19 protein-coding genes are annotated in these 18649 nt (G+C 65.5%); 15 read left to right on the plus strand and 4 right to left on the minus strand.

What is annotated here, in order from left to right:
- Positions 1–238: 238 nt before the first annotated feature.
- On the minus strand, positions 239–1369 hold the full coding sequence (locus AC1PLA_RS14605; protein ID WP_016902355.1) for a PilT/PilU family type 4a pilus ATPase: 1131 nt from the start codon (positions 1367–1369) through the stop codon (positions 239–241).
- A gap of 112 nt (positions 1370–1481) precedes the next feature.
- The gene (locus AC1PLA_RS14610) at positions 1482–2519 is read right to left on the minus strand and encodes a type IV pilus twitching motility protein PilT (RefSeq protein WP_003489919.1); all 1038 of its coding nucleotides are present in this window, start codon (positions 2517–2519) and stop codon (positions 1482–1484) included.
- A gap of 323 nt (positions 2520–2842) precedes the next feature.
- Here AC1PLA_RS14610 and AC1PLA_RS14615 point away from each other — a divergent pair, with 323 nt between their 5' ends.
- The 7 genes from AC1PLA_RS14615 (at position 2843) to AC1PLA_RS14645 (ending at position 7881) form a co-directional block, all read left to right on the plus strand.
- Entirely contained in the window at positions 2843–3535 is a 693-nt protein-coding gene (locus tag AC1PLA_RS14615; protein WP_349779826.1) for a YggS family pyridoxal phosphate-dependent enzyme, read from the plus strand.
- A gap of 61 nt (positions 3536–3596) precedes the next feature.
- Positions 3597–4445 carry a pyrroline-5-carboxylate reductase gene (gene proC, locus AC1PLA_RS14620; protein WP_349779827.1) on the plus strand — a complete coding sequence of 283 codons (849 nt, stop codon included), beginning with the start codon at positions 3597–3599 and terminating at the stop codon, positions 4443–4445.
- 600 nt (positions 4446–5045) lie between these two features.
- A complete protein-coding gene (locus AC1PLA_RS14625) occupies positions 5046–5471 on the plus strand; it encodes an HU family DNA-binding protein (protein WP_026064288.1) in 426 nt (141 codons plus the stop codon).
- A 136-nt stretch (positions 5472–5607) separates the two neighbouring features.
- On the plus strand, positions 5608–6228 hold the full coding sequence (locus AC1PLA_RS14630) for a M23 family metallopeptidase (protein WP_039526211.1): 621 nt from the start codon (positions 5608–5610) through the stop codon (positions 6226–6228).
- 92 nt (positions 6229–6320) lie between these two features.
- Positions 6321–6629 (plus strand): DUF3861 family protein, encoded by a 309-nt coding sequence (locus AC1PLA_RS14635; RefSeq protein ID WP_016902350.1) that lies wholly within the window; start codon positions 6321–6323, stop codon positions 6627–6629.
- A 75-nt stretch (positions 6630–6704) separates the two neighbouring features.
- Positions 6705–7229 (plus strand): hypothetical protein, encoded by a 525-nt coding sequence (locus AC1PLA_RS14640; RefSeq protein ID WP_374151367.1) that lies wholly within the window; start codon positions 6705–6707, stop codon positions 7227–7229.
- Between the two features lie 55 nt (positions 7230–7284).
- Positions 7285–7881: a YceB family lipoprotein gene (locus AC1PLA_RS14645; protein ID WP_039519840.1), complete on the plus strand. Its 597-nt coding sequence runs from the start codon at positions 7285–7287 to the stop codon at positions 7879–7881.
- Between the two features lie 144 nt (positions 7882–8025).
- Here the strand turns inward: AC1PLA_RS14645 and AC1PLA_RS14650 are convergent, their stop codons facing one another.
- Positions 8026–8568, minus strand: coding sequence for a type 1 glutamine amidotransferase domain-containing protein (locus tag AC1PLA_RS14650; RefSeq protein ID WP_349779828.1), 543 nt, complete (start codon positions 8566–8568; stop codon positions 8026–8028).
- Positions 8569–8674: 106 nt separating this feature from the next.
- On the minus strand, positions 8675–9142 hold the full coding sequence (locus AC1PLA_RS14655; protein WP_016902346.1) for an SET domain-containing protein: 468 nt from the start codon (positions 9140–9142) through the stop codon (positions 8675–8677).
- A 174-nt stretch (positions 9143–9316) separates the two neighbouring features.
- On the opposite strand from AC1PLA_RS14655, the gene AC1PLA_RS14660 reads away from it, so the two are divergent.
- The 8 genes from AC1PLA_RS14660 (at position 9317) to AC1PLA_RS14695 (ending at position 18644) form a co-directional block, all read left to right on the plus strand.
- A complete protein-coding gene (locus tag AC1PLA_RS14660; protein ID WP_016902345.1) occupies positions 9317–9775 on the plus strand; it encodes an SUF system Fe-S cluster assembly regulator in 459 nt (152 codons plus the stop codon).
- Between the two features lie 16 nt (positions 9776–9791).
- Positions 9792–11249 carry a Fe-S cluster assembly protein SufB gene (sufB, locus tag AC1PLA_RS14665; protein ID WP_349779829.1) on the plus strand — a complete coding sequence of 486 codons (1458 nt, stop codon included), beginning with the start codon at positions 9792–9794 and terminating at the stop codon, positions 11247–11249.
- Between the two features lie 112 nt (positions 11250–11361).
- Positions 11362–12126, plus strand: a complete 765-nt coding sequence (gene sufC / locus AC1PLA_RS14670; protein WP_054591439.1) for a Fe-S cluster assembly ATPase SufC — start codon at positions 11362–11364, stop codon at positions 12124–12126.
- Positions 12126–13388 carry a Fe-S cluster assembly protein SufD gene (gene sufD / locus AC1PLA_RS14675; protein ID WP_481104828.1) on the plus strand — a complete coding sequence of 421 codons (1263 nt, stop codon included), beginning with the start codon at positions 12126–12128 and terminating at the stop codon, positions 13386–13388. The genes sufC and sufD overlap by 1 nt, the downstream gene beginning before the upstream one ends.
- Entirely contained in the window at positions 13385–14629 is a 1245-nt protein-coding gene (locus tag AC1PLA_RS14680) for a cysteine desulfurase (protein WP_481104829.1), read from the plus strand. The genes sufD and AC1PLA_RS14680 overlap by 4 nt, the downstream gene beginning before the upstream one ends.
- Before the next feature lie 260 nt (positions 14630–14889).
- Positions 14890–15429, plus strand: a complete 540-nt coding sequence (locus AC1PLA_RS14685; RefSeq protein WP_481104830.1) for a GNAT family N-acetyltransferase — start codon at positions 14890–14892, stop codon at positions 15427–15429.
- Positions 15426–15755, plus strand: a complete 330-nt coding sequence (locus AC1PLA_RS14690; protein ID WP_024938766.1) for a non-heme iron oxygenase ferredoxin subunit — start codon at positions 15426–15428, stop codon at positions 15753–15755. Before AC1PLA_RS14685 ends, AC1PLA_RS14690 begins: the two co-directional genes overlap by 4 nt.
- Positions 15756–16325: 570 nt before the next feature.
- On the plus strand, positions 16326–18644 hold the full coding sequence (locus tag AC1PLA_RS14695) for a TonB-dependent receptor (RefSeq protein ID WP_065049132.1): 2319 nt from the start codon (positions 16326–16328) through the stop codon (positions 18642–18644).
- Positions 18645–18649 lie beyond the last annotated feature (5 nt).

Consider the following 18649-nt stretch of genomic DNA (forward strand, 5'->3'; position numbering starts at 1 on the left):
GGCTGGGCACTGCGGTGGGGTGCGGATATTAGACACTATCGGCCCGCCTGGTTACATCTGAAACATCACCCCACGCGTGTGTTGCGACGTTGCACGGTCATCGGCTGCGGCGGCGTCCGTCGCTGGCATCGTGCAGTAAACAGCTGCAAGCAGGACGCTGCAGCGAATCCGGCGTAGACCATCCCGCCTCCATGCACGCCCGGCCATCCGCCACGGCTTGCAGCGCTCCTGCAAGCGCTCAGCGAACCTCGGCAATCTCCACGCCATCCAGGCCCTGCGCCAGGGTCTTGGCGTCGCCGCCCTGCGACAGCTTGATGCGCAGGCGCACCTCGTTCTGCGAGTCGGCGTAGCGCAGCGCGTCTTCGTAGCTGATCTCGCCGGCCTGGTACAGCTCGAACAGGCTCTGGTCGAAGGTGCGCATGCCCAGGTTGGTGGACTCCTTCATGATCTCCTTGAGCTTGTGGATCTCGCCGTCGCGGATGTAGTCCTGCACCAGCGGTGTGCCCAGCATGATCTCCATCGCCACGCGGCGGCCGCGGCCATCCGGGGTCGGAATCAACTGCTGCGCGACCACGCCCTTGAGATTGAGCGACAGGTCCATCAGCAACTGGTTGCGGCGGTCTTCCGGGAAGAAGTTGATGATGCGGTCCATCGCCTGGTTGGCATTATTGGCGTGCAGGGTGCACAGCACCAGATGGCCGGTTTCGGCGAAGGCCACGGCATGATCCATGCCTTCGCGGGTGCGCACCTCGCCGATCATGATCACGTCCGGCGCCTGGCGCAGGGTGTTTTTCAGTGCATTTTCCCAGCTATCGGTATCGATGCCGACTTCGCGCTGGGTGATGATGCAGCCCTCGTGCTTGTGCACGAATTCGATCGGGTCTTCGATGGTGATGATGTGCCCGGTGGAATTCTGGTTGCGGTAACCGATCATCGCCGCCAGCGAGGTGGACTTGCCGGTGCCGGTGGCGCCGACAAAGATGATGATGCCGCGCTTGGTCATCGCCAGCGTCTTGATCACCGGCGGCAGGCTCAACTCTTCCACCGTGGGGATGCGCGTTTCGATCCGGCGCAGCACCATGCCGACCTGGTTGCGCTGGTAGAAGCAGCTCACGCGAAAGCGCCCGACCCCGGACACGCCGATGGCGAAATTGCACTCGTGGGTCTTTTCGAATTCTTCGCGCTGCGACGGCGTCATCACGTTCAACACCAGATCGCGACTCTGTTGCGCGGTCAGCGGGGTCTGGGTGATCGGACTGATCTTGCCGTGCACCTTGATCGCCGGCGGCATCCCCGAGGTGATGAACAGATCCGACGCCTTCTGGTGCGCCATCAGCTTGAGGAAGGAGGTGAAGTCGATGGTGCTCATGGCGTGCTCCTCGGGAGCAGGGATTCGGGATGGGAGATTCGGGATTCGCAAGAGCGGGGTCCGGTCAGGGAGCCGCCGTTGCGAATCCCCAATCCCGAATCCCGAATCCCGGCTACTCGAATATCCGCTTGTCCTTGGCGTACTCGCGTGCCTGGTTGCGCGTGATCAGGCTGCGCTTGACCAGGTCCTGCAGATGCTGGTCCAGCGTCTGCATGCCGTATTGCTGGCCGGTCTGGATCGAGGAATACATCTGCGCCACCTTGTCCTCGCGGATCAGGTTGCGGATGGCCGGGGTGCCGACCATGATTTCCCAGGCCGCGGTGCGTCCGCCGCCGACCTTCTTCAGCAGCGCCTGCGAAATCACCGCGCGCAGCGACTCGGACAGCATCGAGCGCACCATCGGCTTTTCGCCGGCCGGGAACACGTCGATGATGCGGTCGATGGTCTTGGCCGCCGAGCTGGTGTGCAGGGTGCCGAACACCAGGTGGCCGGTTTCGGCGGCGGTCAGCGCCAGGCGGATGGTTTCCAGGTCGCGCAATTCGCCGACAAGGATGATGTCCGGATCTTCGCGCAGCGCCGAGCGCAGCGCCTCGTTGAAGCCGTGCGTATCGCGGTGCACTTCGCGCTGATTGATCAGGCACTTCTGCGAGGTATGCACGAATTCGATCGGATCCTCGACCGTGAGGATGTGGCCGTATTCGTTCTTGTTGATGTAGTCGATCATGCCGGCGAGCGTGGTCGACTTGCCCGAACCGGTCGGACCGGTGACCAGGATCAGACCCTGCGGCTGGTCGATCAACTGGCGGAAGATCGGCGGGCAGCCCAGGTCCTCCAGCGTCAGCACTTCGGAAGGAATGGTGCGGAACACCGCACCGGCGCCGCGGTTCTGGTTGAACGCGTTGACGCGGAAGCGCGCCAGCGACGGAATCTCGAACGAGAAGTCGACCTCGAGGAATTCCTCGTAATCGCGACGCTGCTTGTCCGACATGATGTCGTAGACCAGCGCATGCACCTGCTTGTGATCCAGGGCCGGAATATTGATGCGACGGACATCGCCATCGACACGGATCATCGGCGGCAAGCCGGCCGACAGATGCAGGTCCGATGCCTTGTTTTTGACGGAAAACGCCAATAGTTCAGCGATATCCATGCGCTGCTTTTCCCCTAGGCTGCGATTGGAAGGTACTCCCCGAGCGGCAGTATAGCGTTCTGGCTGCTGGCGGGAAGCGGCGCGCGGCCGGTTCAGGCCGGCGCCGTCGGGCGCGCCTGAAGGCGTTGGTTTGGGCGCGCGGTGCGGGCACGGTCCTTGCCTGGGCCAGCGCCGCGCCGATCGCCAGCTCGCCCCGTCTGTGGGCAGGCTCGGCGAGGGCTGGCGCCATTGCAGCGTCATCGGCCGGCCTGATTCGACGCGCCGGCTGGAAGGACGCAGCCGGGGGCGGCACTATAGCGTTCCTTTCCCGCCTGGATTGCCACGTGCCGGCTTCGTCGCTGCAGCAGATTCTCGATGCCATCCACGCCGCCGCGGCTCGGCACGCGCGCGCCGATGTGCGGCTGCTGGCGGTGTCCAAGACCCGGCCGGCAGACGCGGTTGCCGCGCTGGCGGCGCAGGGCCAGCGCGCATTCGGCGAAAACTACGTGCAGGAAGCGCAAACCAAGATTGCCCAACTGCAGACGCTCGGCCTGGAGTGGCACCTGATCGGCCACCTGCAATCCAACAAGGCCGAACTGGCCAGCGAGTGGTTCGACTGGGTGCAGACCGTGGACCGCGCCAAGCTGATCGCGCCGCTGGCCAGCCACCGCCCGGCCAGTCGCGCACCGTTGAATGTGCTGATCCAGGTCAACATCGACGACGAGGACAGCAAGCATGGTTGCGCGCCGGAGGCGGTCGACGACCTGGCCGCGGCCATCGCGCTGCAGCCGCGGCTGCAATTGCGCGGCCTGATGGCGATTCCCGCGCCATTCCCCGAGCAGGCGCGCCGCATGGCGGCGTTTACCCGCATGCAGGCACTGTTCGATGACCTCAAGCGCCGCTACCCGCAGGTGGATACCTTGTCGATGGGCATGAGCTCGGATTTTGCCGAAGCGATCGCGGCCGGCGCGACCATGGTGCGGGTCGGGACTGCGTTGTTCGGCGAACGCGGCTCGTCGGCTGCCGCGGCGTCCTGACCCTCGGTTCCGATCGGCCTCGCGTAGCACATCGCCGTTTCCTCTTACTTAAGGTGTCGCAATGACTCTGCCCTCCTCGCCCGCGCCTTCTGCCGCTGCTATCACCGCATTCGTCGGCGGCGGCAACATGGCGCGCAGCCTGATTGCCGGGCTGATCCGGCAAGGCGTGCCCGCGGCCAGTATCCGCGTCGCCGAGCCGGTGGCCGAACTGCGCGATGCGCTGTCGCGCGACTTCGGCGTGCATGCGGTGGAGCAGGCGCGCAGCGCCGTGGACGGCGCAGCCATCTGGGTGTTGGCGGTCAAGCCGCAGGTGCTGCCAGCGGTATGCGCACAGCTGGCCGATCTTGCGCAGGCGCAGCAGCCGCTACTGCTGTCCATTGCCGCCGGCATCACCGCTCCGCAGCTGGAGCGCTGGTCCGGCGGCGAGCTTGCGGTGGTGCGCGCAATGCCCAACACACCCGCCCTGCTCGGTGCCGGCGTCACCGGCTTGTATGCCAATCAACGCGTCTCCGACGTGCAACGCGCGCAGGCAACCGGCCTGCTGGAGAGCGCCGGTGTCACCGTCTGGATTGACGACGAGGCGCAGATGGATGCGGTGACCGCGGTCTCCGGCAGCGGGCCGGCCTATGTGTTTCTGCTCGCCGAAGCAATGGAAGCTGCCGCGCAGGCGCAAGGCTTGCCAGCCGACACCGCACGCACGCTGGTGCTGCAGACCCTGCTCGGCGCCTCGCGCATGCTGACCGAATCGGGCGAAGCACCGGAGCTGCTCCGCCGCCGGGTGACCTCGCCCAACGGCACCACGCAGGCGGCAATTGAGACATTTCAGGCCGGCCAGTTCGAAGCGCTCACCGCCAAGGCGATTGCCGCGGCGACCGAGCGCGGCCGCAGCCTGTCGGCAGCCAATGATTAGTCGACCGGTGACGGGACATCGTCCAAAGCAGAAATGTCTCGCAGCGCCGGCCGTGCCGCGCGCGGGAGTGCAGCTGCAATTGCGCAGTTAAGCCGTCACCACATATAGCGCGTCGGCGCCTGTCAGGCGCGTAAAAACCCGGCGCACGCGACGGGCGCGCACAGCAGCAGCGAGGCAAACGCAGCGGCTCGTCGGGTCAAAACAAGGCCTCAGGAACACGCACCAACAGCCGGCGACGTCGGACGTCTCCTGCAAGGCGTAGCCACGCGGCGATGCTTGATCGCGGCAGCGAACGCCACCGCCAGCTGCACGCCGTAGCCAATCCTCAGCGCCGAGCATGATGCAAAACGCACACATGGCTTCGCGCAAACGATCTGCTGCTATGCGTCAGACACCGCATCACCCTGCGCATCGCAGCCGTGTCGACAGCGCTTTCGCGGAGGTTTTCTGCCGCCGGTGAACGAATCCCCGTCAAAAGACGCTTTTTTTCGGTTGTTTCATCGTTTCCCTATTGGCGGCGCGCAGCAGTTGCCCTACATTTCGCGTTGCCGACTGGGTCGGCAGACCCAACACCACCAACGATCACGGAACACATAACTCATGGCAAAAACCGCCGCTAAGAAGGCTGCCCCCAAGAAGGCAGTGAAAAAGGTCGCCGCGACCAAGACCGCAAAGCCGGCCAAGGCCGCTGCTGCCAAGTCCGCTGCGCCGAAGCCGATCAAGGAAGCGCTGAGCAAGACCGGCCTGGTCGCGCACATTGCCGAATCCACCCAGCTGGCTCCGAAGGACGTCCGCGCTGTTCTGGCGACGCTGGAATCGGCCGCTCATTCGTCGCTGAGCAAGAAGGGCGCCGGCTCGTTCACCCTGCCGGGCATGCTGAAGCTGACCAGCGTCCATGTGCCGGCCAAGCCGAAGCGCAAGGGCATCAACCCGTTCACCAAGGAAGAGCAGACCTTTGCAGCGAAGCCGGCCAGCTTCAAGGTCAAGGCTCGTCTGCTGAAGAAGTTGAAGGACGCCGCGCTCTAATCGAGCACGCCTGCGTTGTAACGAAGGCGGCCTGCGGGCCGTCTTTTTTTTTGCGCGCGCGTGACCGCCCGCATCACTCCCCACATGCCGCTCATCGCCGCTTGCCTACCCTGCACGCTGATTTGCAACGCAGCAGGTGCATGTGACCGATCCGTCGTCTTCTCGCCCATCCACACCGCCGTCATCGGCAACCCGCAGCCCCGCGCGCCGGGTGCGCCGGCTGCTGGTGTCGATTGCGCTGCTGTGCGCCCTGGGTGTGGCCGCACGCTGGGCATGGCAGTTGCCGATTGCCGAACAACTGCGTACCAGTTGGGAGCTGTCACGCATGCCGCCACCCGCACAGTTGTCGGTTCCGGTCGAAGGCGTGCAGGCACGCCGCATCGCCGACACCTTCGGCGCACCGCGCGGTCGCGACCGACGTCATGCCGGCGTGGATATCTTCGCGCCGCGCGGCACGCCGGTGCTGTCCGCAACACGCGGGGTGGTCAGCGCCATCCGCGATCAAGGCCTGGGCGGCAAGCAGGTTTGGGTACTCGGGCCGGCGATGGAACGTCATTACTACGCGCACCTGGACGATTGGGCCGCCGGCCTGGCCGTTGGCGATGTCGTCGAGCCCGGCACACCGCTCGGCATGGTCGGCACCACCGGCAATGCGCGCGGCACGCCGCCGCATCTGCACTATGGTGTCTATGGGCGCAACGGTGCGTACGATCCACTGCCGCTGCTGCGCAAACCCGTGCCACAGCCGGCACAGTGAGCATGCTGGAACACTGCGTCATGGCCTGAGCTATCGAGGCCGTTGCTGGCTACGCCTATGGTGGAGTCAGCCCAAGGAACGACGCCCCCTCCATGTCCCGAAAACGCTATCGCATTACGGTCACGCCCATCGAGAGCGATGGCCGCCCCTGCAGCGATCGCTGCACCATCGAATTCGAACAGCGCTCGCGGGCCGACTGGATGCGGCTGCTCGAGGAGCTGCACCTGCGACGCGATCTGAGCAGCGACGAATGTGCGGCGCTGACGGTCGGCTCGCAGCTGCTGGAAGACCTGGCCGCCCGCCCGCGCGCGCAGCCAAGCGATGCATTGGAGGCCTTGCGGCCAAGACTGCAGTTGCTGCTGGAACGCCTGCAACGCGTGCAGCCGGCCGCCGGCGCCTGAGACCGGCGTCGCGGCGACCGCTACACTGCGCGCATCGGGGACGGGAGATGCGCCATGCGTGGGTTGGGGATCGTCATGCTGGCAGCGGCAATCGCCGGTTGCAGTTGCCATCGCAGCGCTGATGAAGAAACGGGCAACGCGGCAGCGTCCTCGCACGTTGCAGCGGCGACGCAAACGCCGACTACCGCCACCACAGACAACACGCCCGCACGACCCGCAAGCGATGCCACCCCTGATGATGCGGTTGCGCGCGCCAACTTCGCCAAAGCAAGCGCGACCGTGCAGCGATACCTGGGCGCGTTGCCAGGTGCGGCACGTGGTGATGCCGATGCACTGTGGAGCGGCGGTCACCCTGCGCCGGTGCCGGACGATGCGGCGCTGCGCGGTATCGGCAATATCCAGTCGATGCGTATCAATAACGACGCGCCCATCGCACTGGATCAGGAACAGCCCCCGCGCCGGATCGAAGTGCCGGTGCAACTGATCGTGCGCACCGACACCGGCACCCAACGCCTGGTCGGCGCCTACCGGCTGCAGCCGCGCAGCGGCAGCGACGACTGGGAGATCTACTCGGCCACCCTGCACCCGGTATTGCGCTAACCCACGGTTCACCGGCACCGACTAAGGTGATCGCACCTGTTGCCGGAGTCACCCGATGAAACTGCGTTCGCTTGCCGGATCCATGCTTGCCCTCGCTCTGGCGATACCGACGACCAGCGCGTGGGCGACCCCGCAGATCCAGGGACACCAGATCAGCGTACAGGGCAGCGACCTGCAGCAATTCCTGGGTGGCCGCTTCCCGCAGACGCACGATGCGCTGGGCGGCCTGGTCGAGATGACGGTCAGCAATCCGGCGCTGTCGCTGCCGCCGGGCGACCGGCTCAAGATGGCCTTCGACCTGGCGCTCGCCACTGCCGGCGGCGCGCCCGCACCGGTCGGCAATGTGACCCTGACCAGCGCACTGCGCTACGACACGGCCAAGCAGGGCTTTTATCTCGATCAGCCCACCATCGACGATTTCCGCCCGGCCAACGCCGGCGCAAAACTCGACCACAGCACCCGCCAGCTGCTCAATGCCTGGCTGGCCGATTACGCGCGCAAGGAGCCGATCTATCGTATCGACCCGGCCATCGCGGCGGTGATGGGCAATGTGCAGGTGGAGTCGGTCGGCATCCAGAACGGCCGCGTCGCGGTGAATTTCAACCAAAACATCGAACAGCTGGTGCCGGCCGCTGCATTGTCCGGGAAATAGGCTGACGCGCTAGCTGCGACGCAGGACTTGAAATACGCCGTCATGCCGTCGCGCCAATCTGCGCAAACGGCCATCGGATCAAGACAAAGGCCCGGCGTCACCACGCCGGGCCTTTGTTTTCATCTCAACGTTGCAAGGGACGGATCAGGCCACCAGGGCCTTGGCCACTGCAGCGGTGAAGGCCGGGATATCGTCGGGGTTGCGACTGGTGATCAGCGATCCGTCGACAACCACCTCCGCATCCTGCCAGCGTGCGCCGGCATTGCGCAGGTCGGTCTTGACCGACGACCACGAGGTGACGTCGCGGTCGCGAACCAGCTCGCTTTCCACCAGCAGCCATGGGCCGTGGCAGATCGCGGCAACCGGCTTGTCGGCACTGGCAAAGGCCTGGATGAATGCGATCGCCTTGGCGTCGCCGCGCAAGGTGTCGGGGTTGAGCACCCCGCCGGGCAGCACCAGCGCGTCGTAGCTGTCGATCTTGGCCTGATCCAGCCGCTGGTCCACCGGCACCGAATCGCCCCAATCGGTCTTGTTCCAGGCGCGGATCTGCGCAGCGTCGCCGGGCGCAATCACATCGACCTTGGCGCCCCAGGATTCCAGCAGGCGCTTGGGCTCAATGAGTTCGGATTGTTCGAAGCCATCGGTGGCCAGCACTGCGATGGTCTTGCCGGAGAGCGAATACGACATGCGGGGACTCCTCACTGAAAAGAAGCCCGCACGCTAGGCGTGCGCCTGTTGCGCATGAGTGAATCGATGTGTGCGCCGCGTCAGTGCGACGCCGGCAAACCGGTGCTCAGCGCTTGGGCTGCAGCATCGTGCCGGTGCAGTTCTTCGACCCGCAGCGGCATGCCCAGATCTTCTTCAGACGCGGCGTATGCCGCTCGGCCAGGGTGATGCCGTAGTTGTAGGTGAGCTCTTCGCCGGCCTTGATCGCGCGCTTGGCCTCGATGAAGATCTTGTCCTTGCTGCGGTCGTCGCCCTCGGCTTCTTCAATCACCGCCTCGCAATTGGGGTTGCAGCTGTGGTTGATCCAGCGCGCGACATTGCCTTCGTAATTGGCATCCAGCACATAGTCGTCGCTGAGCGTGAACAGGAAGGTATGGCCGCTCTCCACATCGCCGGTGTCATCGGCATCCACTTCCGCATGCGTGCGCAGGCGCCCCTTGTACTGGATGATGCGCTCGCCCTTGCGGAGCGCGGCGAGGGCGAACATGCCATTGCCGTGGATACGTGACTTGCGGGCGGCAACTTTGCGCGACATGAAGGGGTCCAGTGATGGGGCCGCTCATTGTGACTGCAGTGCGACGATGCGCCAAGCACAAGCGCAGCAGTACCCGCAACGGCTGCTGCTTGCCGGCGGCTGAACCAGGCAGGTGGCCCTGCCCCGGCTAAAAGCGTACAATTTCGGTCCGCTTTCAGATTTATCGCCTTCCCCATGTTGCGCGTCACCAAACTCACCGATTACGCCACCGTCGTGTTGACCGTCCTGGCAGCGCGCTGCGGCCAGGTGCTCAGCGCCAGCGAACTTGCCGAGCAGGCCGGCCTGGAAGCGCCGACCGTGAGCAAGATCCTCAAGCCGCTGTCGCAGGCGGGCCTGGTCGAAGGGCTGCGCGGCGTGCACGGCGGCTACCGGCTGGCGCGCGCGGCCAGCGAGATCACGCTGGTGGAAATCGTCGAGGCGATGGAAGGCCCGCTGGCGATCACCGAATGCAGCCAGGACCACAGCCAGTGCGGCATCGCGCAGACATGCGGGGTGCGTTCCAACTGGCGCCTGATCAACGACGTGGTCGGCGATGCATTGCGTCGCGTCACGCTCGCACAGATGTTGCAGCCCCTATCTCTCCCTGGCGACAGCCGTCGGCGTTCCATCGCCGCACGCGTCGCGACCACCTGACCCTGTAGGCAGCCCGATGGCCACCGAACTTGCACCCCCGCAGAATGCCGAAATTATCGAACGGCTGGGCCGACGCTATGACGCCGGCTTCATCACCGACATCGAATCGGACTCGCTCCCACCCGGCCTGGACGAGGACGTCATCCGTGCCTTGTCGGCCAAGAAGGACGAGCCGCAATGGATGACCGACTGGCGTCTTGAGGCGTATCGGCACTGGCTGAAGATGCCGATGCCGGAATGGGCGAAGCTGAAGGTCTCGCCGATTGACTTCCAGGCGCTGAGCTATTACTCCGCGCCCAAGGGCCCGAAGTACGCATCGCTGGACGACGTGCCCAAGGAACTGCTCGACACCTACGACAAGCTCGGCGTGCCGTTGCACGAGCGCGCCCGGCTGGCCGGCGTGGCGGTGGATGCGGTGTTCGACTCGGTCTCGGTCGGCACCACCTTCCGCAAGGAACTGGCCGAAAAGGGCGTGATCTTCTGCTCGATGTCCGAAGCGATCAAGGAACATCCGGAGATCGTCAAACAGTATCTGGGCAGCGTGGTGCCGGTCGGCGACAACTATTTTGCCGCGCTCAACTCGGCGGTGTTCTCCGACGGCAGCTTCGTGTTCATTCCATCGGGCGTGCGTTGCCCGATGGAACTGAGCACCTATTTCCGCATCAATGCCGGCCACACCGGGCAGTTCGAGCGCACCCTGATCGTGTGCGAGGACAAGGCCTACGTGTCGTATCTGGAAGGCTGCACCGCACCAATGCGCGACGAAAACCAGCTGCACGCGGCTGTGGTCGAGCTGGTGGCGCTGGAAGATGCCGAGATCAAGTATTCGACCGTGCAGAACTGGTATCCGGGTGACGAGGAAGGCCGTGGCGGCATCTACAACTTCGTCACCAAGCGTGCCGAATGCCGTGGCGCGCGCAGCAAGGTCACCTGGACCCAGGTCGAAACCGGCTCGGCGATCACCTGGAAGTATCCGTCCTGCGTGCTGATCGGCGACGACTCAGTCGGCGAGTTCCACTCGGTGGCGCTGACCCACCACCGTCAGCAGGCCGACACCGGCACCAAGATGATCCACATCGGCAAGCGCACCAAGAGCAAGATCGTCAGCAAGGGCATCAGTGCAGGCCGCGGACAGAACACCTATCGCGGTCTGGTCAAGGTGGACCGCAACGCCGACGGCGCACGCAACTACACCCAGTGCGACTCGTTGTTGATCGGCAAGCAGTGCGGCGCGCACACCTTCCCCTATATCGAGGTGAAGAATCCCGGCGCCACCGTCGAGCACGAGGCCACCACCTCCAAGATCAGCGACGACCAGCTGTTCTATTGCCGCGCGCGCGGCATCAGCCAGGAAGACGCGGTGTCGCTGATCGTCGACGGCTTCTGCAAGCAGGTGTTCCGCGAGCTGCCGATGGAGTTCGCGGTGGAAGCCAAGAAGCTGCTGGAAGTCTCGCTGGAAGGCAGCGTCGGCTGACGCCAACGGAATCGGGAGTGGGGAATGGAGAATCGGTATCGGTTCTCTTTCCTGCTCCTTACCGCGCCAACGTCTCGCATTACCCATTCCCTATTCTCGATTCCCTATTCCCATGCTTACGATCAACAACCTCCACGCCAGCATCGCCGGCAAAGACATCCTCAAGGGCCTGTCGCTGGACATCCAGCCGGGCCAGGTGCACGCCATCATGGGCCCCAACGGCGCGGGCAAATCCACGCTGGGCAACGTGCTGGCCGGGCGCGACGGCTATGAAGTCAGCGCCGGCAGCGTGCAGTTCGAAGGCAAGGACCTGCTCGAGCTGCCGCCGGAAGAACGCGCCGCCGCCGGCCTGTTCCTGGCCTTCCAGTACCCGGTGGAAATCCCCGGGGTCAACAACACCTATTTCCTGCGCGCCGCACTGAATGCACAGCGCAAGGCACGTGGCGAGGACGAGCTGGATTCGATGCAGTTCCTCAAGCTGGTGCGTCAGAAACTGGCCGTGCTGCATCTGAAGGATGAGCTGCTGCATCGCGGCGTCAACGAAGGCTTCTCCGGTGGCGAAAAGAAGCGCAACGAGATCTTCCAGCTGGCCGTGCTCGAGCCCAAGCTCGCCATCCTGGACGAGACCGATTCGGGCCTGGACATCGATGCGCTCAAGAGCGTGGCCGACGGCGTCAACGCGCTGCGCTCGCCGGAGCGTTCGTTCCTGGTGATCACCCATTATCAGCGCCTGCTCGACTACATCACCCCGGACGTGGTGCATGTGCTGGCCGAAGGCCGCATCGTGCAGAGCGGCGGCCCGGAACTGGCGCTGGAGCTGGAAAAGCACGGCTACCACTTCCTGAAGGACCGCGTGGTGCCCGAGGCGGCTGCCTGATGAGCGCCCTGCTGGAATCCCTCGCCCGCGGCTTCTGCGGTAACGATGCGCGCCGGGTCGAACTCGATGCCGCGCTGCAGGCCGGCCTGCCCGGCCCGCGCGCCGAAGCCTGGAAGTACACCTCGCTGCGGCAGCTGGAGCGGCGCAGCTTCCAGCCCGCGCCGCTGGTGCCGACGCTGATCGACGCCGCGCTGCTGGACGAGATCCCGTCGCCGCGGCTGGTGTTCGTCAACGGCCGCCCGTCCGACGCATTGAGCGACCTGTCGACGCTGCCGGACGGCGTGCAGCTCGACACCTTGTCTGCGTCGCTGGCCGCCAGCGACGAGGCGCAGCAGTTGCTCGGCCGCCGTTTCGAAGGCAGCGATGAAATCTTTGCGCGCCTCAATGCCGCACTTGCCGACGAAGGCGTACTGGTGCGCGTACAGGAAGGCGCGCAGATCGAGGCGCCGCTGCATCTGGTCTTCATCGGCGTGGCCGGCGAGCACGACCTGTCCTGGCACCACCGTCACCTGATCGAACTGCGCGCCGGTGCGGCACTGAACGTGGTCGAGCACCACCTGCATGTCGGCGATGCCGCGCATCTGCACAACAGCCTGATGCATGTGCATCTGGCCCAGGATGCGGTGCTGTCGCATGCGCGCGTGCAGGCCGACAGCGCGCACGCAACGTCGCTGCTGCGCACCGATGCGGTGCTGGCGCGCAATGCGCGCTACCAGCGCGTGGACCTGGAACTGGGTGCCAACCTGTCGCGCCACGAGCTCAACGTGCGCCTGGAGGGCAACAATGCCCAGCTCACCGCCAATGGCGTGCTGCTCGGCAACGGCCGCCGCCATGTCGATACACGGCTGGGCATCGCGCACATCGCACGCGACACCACCTGCGAGCTGGTCTGGCGCGGCGTGGGCGCCGATCGCAGCCGGGTGGTCTTCCACGGTGGCATCAACATCCGGCCGGGCGCCGATGGCACCGACGCGCGGCTGTCGAACAAGAATCTGCTGCTGTCGGCCAATGCCGAGATCGACACCCAGCCGGTGCTGGTGATCGATGCCGAGGAAGTGCAGGCCGCGCATGGCGCCACCGTCGGCCAGCTCGACGATAATGCCTTGTTCTATCTGCGCTCGCGCGGTCTGCCGCAGGCCGAGGCGCAGCGTTTATTGAGCGCGGCGTTCTGCCACGAGCCGCTGCGCGTGCTCCCCGCCGCGCTGACTGCGGTGCTGGCGCTGCAGCTGGACCGCGCACTGGCCTCGGCAGGCGTGGCATGAACGCGCCCGCCGCCACGCAACTGGCCGCGCCGGACTGGGAGCGCGTGCGCTCGGATTTCCCGCTGCTGATGCGGCAGGTGCATGGCAAGCCGCTGATCTATTTCGACAACGCCAACACCGGGCAGAAGCCGCTGCAGGTCATCGCCGCGACCGACGAGTTCTATCGTCGTCAGAACGCCAATGTGAGCCGCGCGGTGCATGCGCTGGGCACCGAGGCCACCGACGCCTTCGAAGGCGCGCGCAGCAAGCTCGCCCGCTTTCTCAACGTGCGCGCCGACGAACTGGTGCTGTGCAGCGGCACGACCTTTGCAATCAATCTGGTGGCCTATTCCTGGGCGCTGCCGCGCCTGGGCGCTGGCGATGTGATCCTGATTTCGCGCATGGAGCACCACGCCAACATCGTGCCGTGGCAACTGGTGGCGCAACGCACCGGCGCGAGCATCCGCGTGGCCGAGATCACCCCGGACGGCGCGCTGGATCTGGATGCCTTGCGCAAGGCGATGACGCCGGAGGTCAAGCTGCTGGCGATCACGCATGTGTCCAATGTGCTGGGCACGGTCAATCCGGTGCGCGAGATCTGCCGCGAGGCGCGCAAGCGCGGCATCGTCACCGTGGTGGACGGCTCGCAGGCGGCGCCGCATCGGCGTATCGACGTGGCCGGCATCGGCTGCGATTTCTACGCCATCACCGGCCACAAGATGTGCGGGCCCACCGGCACCGGCGCGCTGTGGGCACGACGCGAGCACCTGCAGGCAATGCCGCCGTTCCTGGGCGGCGGCGAGATGATCAAGGAAGTCAGTTTCGAGGGTACGGTGTTCAACGATGCCCCGCACAAGTTCGAAGCCGGCACGCCCAACATCGCCGGTTTCATCGGCCTGGGCGCGGCAGTCGATTACCTGGAGTCGGTCGGGCTGGCGCACGTGGAAGCGCGCGAAACCGAGCTGTTGGCGCATTTCACCGAAGAACTGCAGCGCATCGACGGCCTGCGCATCTTCGGCACCACGCCGGACAAGGCCGCGGTGGTGTCGTTCCTGATCGAAGGCGCGCATGCCCACGACCTGGCCACCCTGCTCGACCTGGAAGGCGTCGCAGTCCGCTCGGGCCAGCACTGCGCGCACCCGCTGCTGCAGTACTACGGCGTCGCCGCCACCTGCCGCGCCTCGCTGGCGTTCTACAACACGCATGACGAGATCGAGCGCTTTGTTGCTGCGTTGGTGAAAGTGCGTCGGTTGCTGGGTTGATTGGAATTGGGAATTGGGAATGGAGAATCGGAAAAGCGGCGCTCCCGCATACTGATGCAGTTCGACACGTTGGAAGTAGCTCATCGAGCGGCGCAACGCTTTTCCCGATTCCCGATTCCCGATTCCCGATTCCCGATTCCCGATTCCCGATTCCCGATTCCCGATTCCCGATTCCCGATTCCCGATTCCCGATTCCCGATTCCCGATTCCCGATTCCCGATTCCCGATTCTCCAATCCCGACTCCCGCTAAACTGCTCCCATGCAGACCACCACCTTCCGTACCGCCACCGTCGACGACATCGACGCCCTTGTGTCGCTGGTGACCTCGGCCTATCGCGGCGATGTCAGCCGCGTTGGCTGGACCACCGAGGCCGACTTTCTCGACGGCGCGCGGATCGATCCTGCGGTGCTGCGCGAGGACCTGTTGCGCGACCGCAGCCTGGTGCTGCTGGTCGAACAGAATGGGCGCCTGCGGGCCTGCGCGCATATTGCCGACGACCACGGTGCCGGCTACTTCGGCATGTTTGCGGTGGACCCCGCGCTACAGGGCGGCGGGCTGGGCAAGACGCTGCTGGCCGAGGCCGAGCGTATCGCCTACACCGAGTGGCAGCTGCCGGTGATGCGGATGACGGTGATCGACATCCGCGACGAGTTGATCGCGTTCTACGAGCGACGCGGTTACCGCCGCACCGGCGTCTTCAAACCGTTCCCGTATGGCGACGAGCGTTTCGGCGTGCCGCTGCGCCAGGACCTGCGCTTTGAGGTGCTGGAAAAACCGCTTGGCGGCGCAGCGCTGTGAGCGACACCTGGACCTTCGTCTGCGCCAGCGAGGCGCTGCTGCCCGGCGAGCTGCAGACCGTCTGGGACGAGGTGACCGACACCCCGATCGTCATCTTCAACCTCGACGGCGAGCTGTACGCGCTGGAAGACCGCTGCAGCCACGAAGACTACGAATTGTCGCCGGGCACGTTCGACCCGGCAGAAGGCAGCATCGAGTGCCTGCTGCACAGCGCCCGCTTCGACATCCGCGACGGCCGCCCGCTGTGCGCACCGGCCTACACCGCGGTGCCCAAGTTCCCGGTCAAGCGCGAACACGGCGGCATATGGACCCGCGACGACCGCTGACACCGGCCGGACCCGTGGGTGACACGGTCGCCATGAGCGCAGACCGCTCAGGACGCTGATCCGCAGTCTCGGCCCCGTCCGGCGCGTGCCCCTGGCGTGCGCAGATCCGCGCCCCGCAGGAAAAAGACGCGTTGCCACGCCAGCGAGCGCGACCAGCCGTGCAAGCGACACCTCGGCCCGTCGGCAGGCGCAAACCCGCGCGGTTCCCCATGCAAGCCCGCATTGATCGCCGCAATGGCCTGACGCCTCAGCCAGCGCGATTGCCCGATGCATGGCGCCAGTCGACAAAGATTGCAAAGAAGAATGATTTGCATTTAAGATCGCAGCCCTTCAGGCCTTCTTAACAACTGGCCTGCCCTGCGATCCCATGCGCCCAGCTCTGTTCGACACTTTTTTCCCGATCCTGCCCCGCATGCGCCTTGCTGCGCAGCGCCTGTGCGTGTCCGGGAACTGGTCGGGCCGACTGGCCGCCTCGGGCTAGCGGGCGCGCATTCCCCGATCCGCCTTCCCATCCCGCATCCGCCGAGCCATCGCCAGGCCGGAGCCTCGCTTTCCTCTTCGAGACGCCTCATGACTCCCAGGATTTCCCCGCTCACCTCGGCCGTGCTGCTGACGCTGTCCGCTCCTGCCTTCGCCCAGCCTGGCGATGCGCCGGCGCCTCCGGGCGCGGTCGATCTGGACGCCATCCGGGTGCAGCAGGAACGCGCGCAGAAGCCATCCTCGCCCAAGTACACCGAGGTGCTGCGCGACACACCGCAGACGATCACCGTGGTGACCAAGCAGACCATGGACCAGCAGAACCTGCTGTCGCTGCGCGATGTGCTCAGCACCCTGCCCGGCATCACCTTCGGCGCCGGCGAAGGCGGCGGTGGCTATGGCGACAGCATCAACCTGCGCGGCTTCACCGCCAGCAGCGACATCACCACCGATGGCGTGCGCGACAGTGCGCAGTACAGCCGCAGCGACACCTTCAACCTTGAAGCGGTGGAGCTGATCAACGGCGCCAACTCGGCCATGTCCGGCGCCGGCTCGGTTGGCGGCAACATCAATCTGGTCACCAAGACCGCCGGCCAGGGCGACTTCACCAACGTCGTGGTCGGTGGCGGCAGCGACCGCTATGGCCGGCTGACTGCCGACAGCAATTACGACTTCGAAAACGGCACCGCGGTGCGCCTGAACGCGATGGGCCACACCCAGGACGTGCCGGGGCGCGACGAGGAGTTCCGTCATCGCTGGGGCTTTGCGCCGTCGGTGGCGTTCGGCCTGGGCTCGGATACCCGCTTCACCCTGAGCTACCTGCACCAGCACGACAACAACCTGCCGCAGTACGGCGTGCCGTTCGCACTCAGCCCGTTCAACGACGGCCCGCTGCCGGGCGTGGACCCGGAAACCTTCTTCGGTTACCGCAATACCTCGCGTCAGGAAATCGACGTGGACATGCTGACCGGCGTGCTGGAAATGGATTTCGACGACAACGTCAAACTGCGCAGCCTGGCGCGCGTGCAGCGCGTCGACCAGACCACCAATGCCACCGCACCGCAGGGCACCTGGTGCCTGCCCAACGGCACCGACCCGTACACCGGCCGCGCCTGCGTCGGCCAACCGGCGGCCAGCTGGAACCCTAACAGCGGCCCGCGCGGCCTGGTCCGCGAGACGGAAAACTTCATCGCGCACAGCCAGACCGACCTGACCGCCACCTTGCATACCGGCGCCATCGAGCACCGTGTGGTCGCAGGCGTGGCCTTCAGCAAGGAAGACTTCGAACTCAATAGCGGCACCACCTTCCGCAATGCCGATGGCTCCACCACCGGCATCACCTACCCGGTGCAGTCCTTCGACAATCCGTACAACATCTGGACCGGCCCGCAGAATTACTTCCGCACCGGGCGCAGCAAGGGCAGCCTGACCAATCAGGCGGTGTACCTGTTCGACACGCTGCAGTTCAACGAACAGTGGATGCTCAACCTGGGCGGCCGCTACGAGCACAACGAAGGCGACAGCACCACCTACACCGTCAACGCTGCCGGCAACGTCACCGGTGTGAGCGCGGGCTTCCCGGCTGGCAGCGAAGAGGACCTGTTCTCGTATCGCGCCGGCCTGGTGTTCAAGCCGGCCGAGAACGCCAGCCTGTATCTGTCCTACGCCAACAGCAAGACGCCGTCCAAGGCCTCGGTCAACGGCTCGTGCACGCCGATCGCCACGGCCACCGCCGGCGCCAACTGCAATGTCGAGCCGGAGACGGCGGTCAACATCGAACTGGGCGGCAAGTGGGACGTGCTGGACCAGCGCTTGGCACTGACCGCTGCGCTGTTCCGCAACGAGCGCGAAAACTACAAGGTCAACAGCGGCGATCCGCTGATCCCCGAGCAGGTGCTGGATGGCAAGGCACGCGTGGACGGCATCGCGCTCGGCGCCGCCGGTTACCTGACCGACCGCTGGTCGATCTTCGCCAACTACACCTTCCTGGACAGCGAAGTGCTGCAGAGCGTGTCCAACCGCACCGAGAGCCTCACCGGCGACCCGGTGGCCGGACGCGACCTGGTGCAGACCCCGCGCAATGCCGGCAACATCTGGACCACCTACACGCTCAATCAGTGGACCTTCGGCTACGGCGTCACCTATCAGGGCGGTTTCTATCCCAACAACGCCTCGGCCGCGGCCTATCGCAAGACCGACGACTACTGGGTGCACCGCGCGATGGTCGGCCTGCGCGTCAACGACTGGCTCAGCCTGCAGTTGAACGTCAACAACCTGTTCGACGAGGAGTACTACACCAGCGTGCGCAACAACCTCACCGTCAATGCGGCCGGCACCGTCACCGCCGGCAGTGGCTGGGCGCTTCCAGGCGAAGGCCGCTCGGCGGTGTTGAGCGCCACCTTCAGTTTCTGACCCAC

The organism is Xanthomonas sp. NCPPB 1826, from assembly GCF_056725285.1.

What these genes read in the sequence shown, in the direction of transcription:
- AC1PLA_RS14695 (WP_065049132.1), top strand. Translation starts at nt 16,326, where the DNA reads ATGACTCCCAGGATTTCCCCGCTCACCTCGGCCGTGCTGCTGACGCTG.
- proC (WP_349779827.1), top strand. Translation starts at nt 3,597, where the DNA reads ATGACTCTGCCCTCCTCGCCCGCGCCTTCTGCCGCTGCTATCACCGCA.
- AC1PLA_RS14680 (WP_481104829.1), top strand. Translation starts at nt 13,385, where the DNA reads ATGAACGCGCCCGCCGCCACGCAACTGGCCGCGCCGGACTGGGAGCGC.
- AC1PLA_RS14625 (WP_026064288.1), top strand. Translation starts at nt 5,046, where the DNA reads ATGGCAAAAACCGCCGCTAAGAAGGCTGCCCCCAAGAAGGCAGTGAAA.
- AC1PLA_RS14635 (WP_016902350.1), top strand. Translation starts at nt 6,321, where the DNA reads ATGTCCCGAAAACGCTATCGCATTACGGTCACGCCCATCGAGAGCGAT.
- AC1PLA_RS14650 (WP_349779828.1), bottom strand. Translation starts at nt 8,568, where the DNA reads ATGTCGTATTCGCTCTCCGGCAAGACCATCGCAGTGCTGGCCACCGAT.
- sufD (WP_481104828.1), top strand. Translation starts at nt 12,126, where the DNA reads ATGAGCGCCCTGCTGGAATCCCTCGCCCGCGGCTTCTGCGGTAACGAT.
- AC1PLA_RS14660 (WP_016902345.1), top strand. Translation starts at nt 9,317, where the DNA reads ATGTTGCGCGTCACCAAACTCACCGATTACGCCACCGTCGTGTTGACC.
- AC1PLA_RS14610 (WP_003489919.1), bottom strand. Translation starts at nt 2,519, where the DNA reads ATGGATATCGCTGAACTATTGGCGTTTTCCGTCAAAAACAAGGCATCG.
- AC1PLA_RS14640 (WP_374151367.1), top strand. Translation starts at nt 6,705, where the DNA reads ATGCTGGCAGCGGCAATCGCCGGTTGCAGTTGCCATCGCAGCGCTGAT.
- AC1PLA_RS14645 (WP_039519840.1), top strand. Translation starts at nt 7,285, where the DNA reads ATGAAACTGCGTTCGCTTGCCGGATCCATGCTTGCCCTCGCTCTGGCG.
- AC1PLA_RS14655 (WP_016902346.1), bottom strand. Translation starts at nt 9,142, where the DNA reads ATGTCGCGCAAAGTTGCCGCCCGCAAGTCACGTATCCACGGCAATGGC.
- sufC (WP_054591439.1), top strand. Translation starts at nt 11,362, where the DNA reads ATGCTTACGATCAACAACCTCCACGCCAGCATCGCCGGCAAAGACATC.
- AC1PLA_RS14685 (WP_481104830.1), top strand. Translation starts at nt 14,890, where the DNA reads ATGCAGACCACCACCTTCCGTACCGCCACCGTCGACGACATCGACGCC.
- sufB (WP_349779829.1), top strand. Translation starts at nt 9,792, where the DNA reads ATGGCCACCGAACTTGCACCCCCGCAGAATGCCGAAATTATCGAACGG.
- AC1PLA_RS14605 (WP_016902355.1), bottom strand. Translation starts at nt 1,369, where the DNA reads ATGAGCACCATCGACTTCACCTCCTTCCTCAAGCTGATGGCGCACCAG.